This window comes from Pantoea sp. B_9, from assembly GCF_008632015.1.
Lineage (GTDB): Bacteria > Pseudomonadota > Gammaproteobacteria > Enterobacterales > Enterobacteriaceae > Pantoea > Pantoea dispersa.
Window position 1 is genome coordinate 1 of sequence record NZ_VWVL01000022.1, and the last position, 4377, is coordinate 4377.

At 61.5% G+C, this 4377-nt stretch carries 3 protein-coding genes; all 3 read right to left on the reverse strand.

The window, feature by feature from the left end:
• The coding region (gene repA / locus F3I21_RS23055) for a plasmid replication initiator RepA (RefSeq protein ID WP_150059894.1) at positions 1-631 on the reverse strand (631 nt) is incomplete at its 3' end.
• Positions 632-1358: 727 nt separating this feature from the next.
• The gene (locus F3I21_RS23060) at positions 1359-2156 is read right to left on the reverse strand and encodes a DsbA family protein (protein WP_150059895.1); all 798 of its coding nucleotides are present in this window, start codon (positions 2154-2156) and stop codon (positions 1359-1361) included.
• Positions 2157-2224: 68 nt separating this feature from the next.
• Positions 2225-4377: conjugative transfer relaxase/helicase TraI domain-containing protein (locus tag F3I21_RS23065; protein ID WP_150059896.1), on the reverse strand; the 2153-nt coding region annotated here is incomplete at its 5' end.

The following is a 4377-nucleotide window of genomic DNA, read 5'->3' on the forward strand; positions in this document are numbered from 1 at the left end:
TGCCCTCCGCTTCAGCTACAAGGCGCTCGTTACGCTGGAAATACAGCTTATCCATGTTGACGCCGCACAGCTGCCAGAAACGATCGGTGAGCACGATATGACGCGGCATCCAGAATTTCTCAACCGGGTCCCACTCAAGCGAAGGCATCTCCAGCAGCCCGTATCGCGCCAGCTCCGGAAAAAGGCGCGACAGCCGGCACGGCTCGACCCGGGTGCCGGGTATGACGTCGCCGTTCTCGTCTTTCGGGCTGAGCTCTTCTGCGAGACTGCCAACGTTAACGGTGACTACCCAGGTGGCTATATCAGCGCGCTGTATCAGCAATGGAATGATTGCGTCAATCAGCGCGCGGCGCTCCGGCCGGAAGTCGCGCTCGCGGCCGGCCGCGTGGCGCAGCCTGACGAAATACGGATTGCGGGAGATCCGCTGGCGCAGACGCAGCTGGCCGGTGGCCCGGTCCTTCACGACGAGCCGGCGCATGGCGTGGCCAAACTCACCCGGCAGCGGGCGATAGTTCTGCGGCGCGAACCAGACGGGCTCAGGACATTTGCAGGTGACGGCGTGATCGCCGCGATGGCGCCTGTCAGGTCTGGAGGTCGGGTCGTTTAACCCGATTAAAATCTGGTCATTCACCCTGTCCTGAACTTATGGCGGACAGGGGTTGTCTTATGAACTGCATGCGTTATAATCCTTTGCAGGCGCAGCGCCTGCTTTTGGACCCCCTGATTCTGAATCTTCCGCCAAGTTGATTAAGCAGAGTCAGGGGGTTTTTGCATTCAGAGCCCGGTAAATGCCGCGCTCCGTACCCTGGACGTTTTAACGGATACGTCCCATCCGGTTCAATTCTGCCCGCGCCGCGCATGTCCGGCCACAGGTTTTCGCACATCCCCGTCATCAACCACCACAGTATTCGACAGGGATCTAAAAAGGATCGCCGCCCGGCGAATTCTGAAAAGAATACCCATCTCAACCGGTTAAATCCAGCACAGATTGCACATAGCACGAATCGTATGGATAAAAAAAGTTCACCGATAAATTTTACCGTGACCGTCATCACAACTGCGGTTGTGGCTTAACGCAGTTCTGCGCCTGGCGGGACGCTGAAACGACTGAGAGCACGGGGGACGGGTAATTTTTCATTATTCAGCGGAACGATCGCGGACGATCGCCATTCAGGCGACGGGCAGGGCGTTCAGGCTGAGGCGTACCGCAGCGGCGCGAGGAACGAACAGCCTGAACGACGTGGCCGTCAGGGGGTAAAGGTTCTGGCGGGATGGCCGATACCCCCCTCAAGCGCCGGCAGTGAAACCATTCTGATAATGCCGGCGCTGCTGGTTGCCCGGTTCTGCACCGGGCTTTTTTAGTTTCCGCCTGCGCGGACGATGGCCTGCTGCAGGACGTCTTCACTGACGACGCCCGGGATGACGGTGGTGTTGTCTGCCGTGGCATTCTCAGCCGGCATGACGATAATGCCCGGCGTGCCCGTCAGTCCCAGCATCTCCGCCAGCGCGTCGTTGTTTTCGATGAGCCTGTCGGAAACGGCGCTGTCATCACCGGAAGCGGCACCTGCGCCGGCGGTCGTGGCCACCTTTTCAATATCCTCTGCCGTGAGTTTCCCTTCGTTGTGACCGGTCCGGTAAATCCCGTTGTGGAAGGCCATGTAGGCCTCCGCGCCCTGCCTGCGGTAAATACCCAGCCCGCGGTGCGAGGCCAGCGTCGATTCCGGATAGCGTGCAGCAAAGATGGTCCAGTCGCGGAAGGCAAAGCGTACGCCGGCGTTGGCGGCCATCACTTTTTCCATCACCGGCGCCATCATGCTGCAGGCGATGCATTCGTAGTCAAAGAACTCCGTAACGATGACCTTCGAATCCGCCGGCCCCTTAACCGGTACGCCGTCGAGTTGCATCAGCAGCCGGTGAGCTTTAAGCGCAGACTGCACGTAAGCCTGCTGCTGCATGGCCTGCTGGCGCGCCTGCAGCTTTTTGCTCACCTCAATGAGCACGTCGGGATGCGCCACCAGGTAGTCAGCGGCAATTTCACCAATGCGGGCCTGCTGCGCGGGGGTAAAGTCTGCAGCCTCAGCCGCATTCGATGGTGCTGAGGGCAAAGCGGTGCTCATGGCCAGCGCAATGGCGGCCAGTTTCAGGATCTGTTTCATGAATTCTCTCGCATGCCTGCGCGGAGCAGGCGGAAGGTGAGGCGGCCGCACAGGGCGGGCCGCAGTAATTAACGTTCTTTTTGTATGTTCCGGGACGGTTCGTGAGAAAGTTCGGGCGGCAGGCGCTCGGGCCCCTCGTGATGAGCCGGCATGCTGATCCCCGCCGCAATCTCTTTGTCCGTCCGCGAACCTGCGGCAAGCTCTGTTGCCAGTTCTGATTCTCCTTTTCCTGAAGGCACCGGCTGCTCCCGGCTCTCCTCCGGCATCCTGACCTCCGGATAAGCCTGACGGCTGCCTTCCAGAACCCGGCCGGCCAGGTCCGTTTCGTCCACGGCAGGCTTCGCGACAGGGTCCACAGGCTGCTCAATGTCAGCCGCCTCCTGTGGAACTGCACGGCTGAGGTCTGCGGCGAGCTTTTCCTCTGCCGCCACGTCTGCCCGCCCGTCTCTGACGCTGATCTGCACCTCCGGCGCGTCCGGCACATCAGGCTGATGCACGTCCTGCCTGACGAGGTCTCTGATGGTCTCGTCGCCAATGCCGGTGGGTGCCGCCGGCGTGACCGGTTCATCCGGAACAGGCGGCGGGCTCTGCAGGCTTCTGACCGCCTCTTCCACCGCCGCCCCGGCGAGCGGCTCCAGGCCGCCGGAAACCTTCAGCAGCTGCGGAGACGGAGCGGCGTCCCCGGTCTTCAGCAGAATGCCGGATGTCGGGTATTTTCGCGCCGCGCTGAGCGCCTCTTCCAGCGTGGCCACCACAAGTGTTTCTCCGTTCCGGCTTTTCTGTACAAGTGCGGCCTGCGCGCCGTCGGTGACGATACGCCGCTCGGCCCCCCGATCGACGTCACCGCTTCCGGGCCGCAGCGGAACCATTGTCAGGCCCGCCGGTTTACCGTTACCATCAAACACCGGCAGGGCCAGGTGGGGTTCAGGGAACTTTCGCGTCGGCGGGATGATACGTGCCGTCACGGGACTGCCGCTGAGGCCGTTTGACCGCAGGTACGCACGGCCAATTGCGGTTTTCGACGCGGCCTGCCCCATCGCCCAGATCCGCCGGGCCTGATCCCGCTCAGGCTCTGGCATAAGCGCGTCATGCGCCGTCGCCGGTCCGTTTTTTCGGACGCCGAGCGTCTCCATCCAGCCGGCTCTGTCATCTGTAACAATCTGAACATGGTCCTTCGCGCGTGAGACGTTGATATAAAACGCCCGCGCGCCGCTCATCCGCTTACGGGCACCTTCCACGCCTTCCAGCGCCAGCGAGTACCGGGCACTGGCACCCTGTGCACCATAGCCGGTGACCGCCCAGCTGTAATCCACGTGCCGGTCTGCCAGCGTTGTCGCCGGGTCGATGACCTTCACCCCGCTGCCGTTACGCAGAACAATCTCACCGTTTTCGCGCAGTTCATCGACGCGGTATTGCTCGTGCGCAGCGTGACCGGCCTGCTTCTGGGTTTTACTCAGGCGGACGCTGTCACCGGTGCGCAGCTCAATTTCACGGTGTTCAAAAACCTCGATTTCCATTGCGTTAAGCTCCTGCGGCGACCAGTAGTGCGTGCGCCCCGCTTCATCCCGCAGGGTGACGTTGCCATTTTCGTGGTCCACGCCGGTAACATGCAGATACCGCTGGTTCGCCATGACCACCTGACCGGTTTCCCAGTCCTTTATGCGGTTAAAATCGTGCCGCCCGCCATTAATCCGGTCCAGGACAGAGACGGTCCGGGCTTCCCCGCCCAGCTCTTTCGCCACCACCATCGCATTGTGGATGCCCTCGTTGATGGCTCTGCGGTCTTCATGCAACTGTACCATGATCATGGTCTGCTCCCGCGCCTCATCGGTGCGGCTCATAAAGTCAGCCACAATGCTGGACACCGGGTCTGCTGACTGGACAATTGATCCGCCAGGTACCACCGAACCTGCCCGGCGGGGTACAACGTCTGGCGCGACGCTTTCAATATTTCTCAGCGCCGCTGCGGAATCATTACCGATGATGCTGTAAACCGCAGACTTCAGCGCCGTATCACGCTGGCGCACGATTTCCTTCATCACCGCGACGTCGATCGGGCTCCGCTCCTGCATCAGCTGGAACGGCGCGCCACTTTCAGGCGACTGCAGCTGCGCAATGTCCCCCACCGCCACGGCACGGCCGTTGCCGGCAGCGATTGCGCGGTACGCCGCCGCGGTGTCCTGGTTACCGATCATGGAAGACTCATCGATAAGAAACAGCA

What these genes read in the sequence shown, in the direction of transcription:
- F3I21_RS23060 (WP_150059895.1), bottom strand. Translation starts at nt 2,156, where the DNA reads ATGAAACAGATCCTGAAACTGGCCGCCATTGCGCTGGCCATGAGCACC.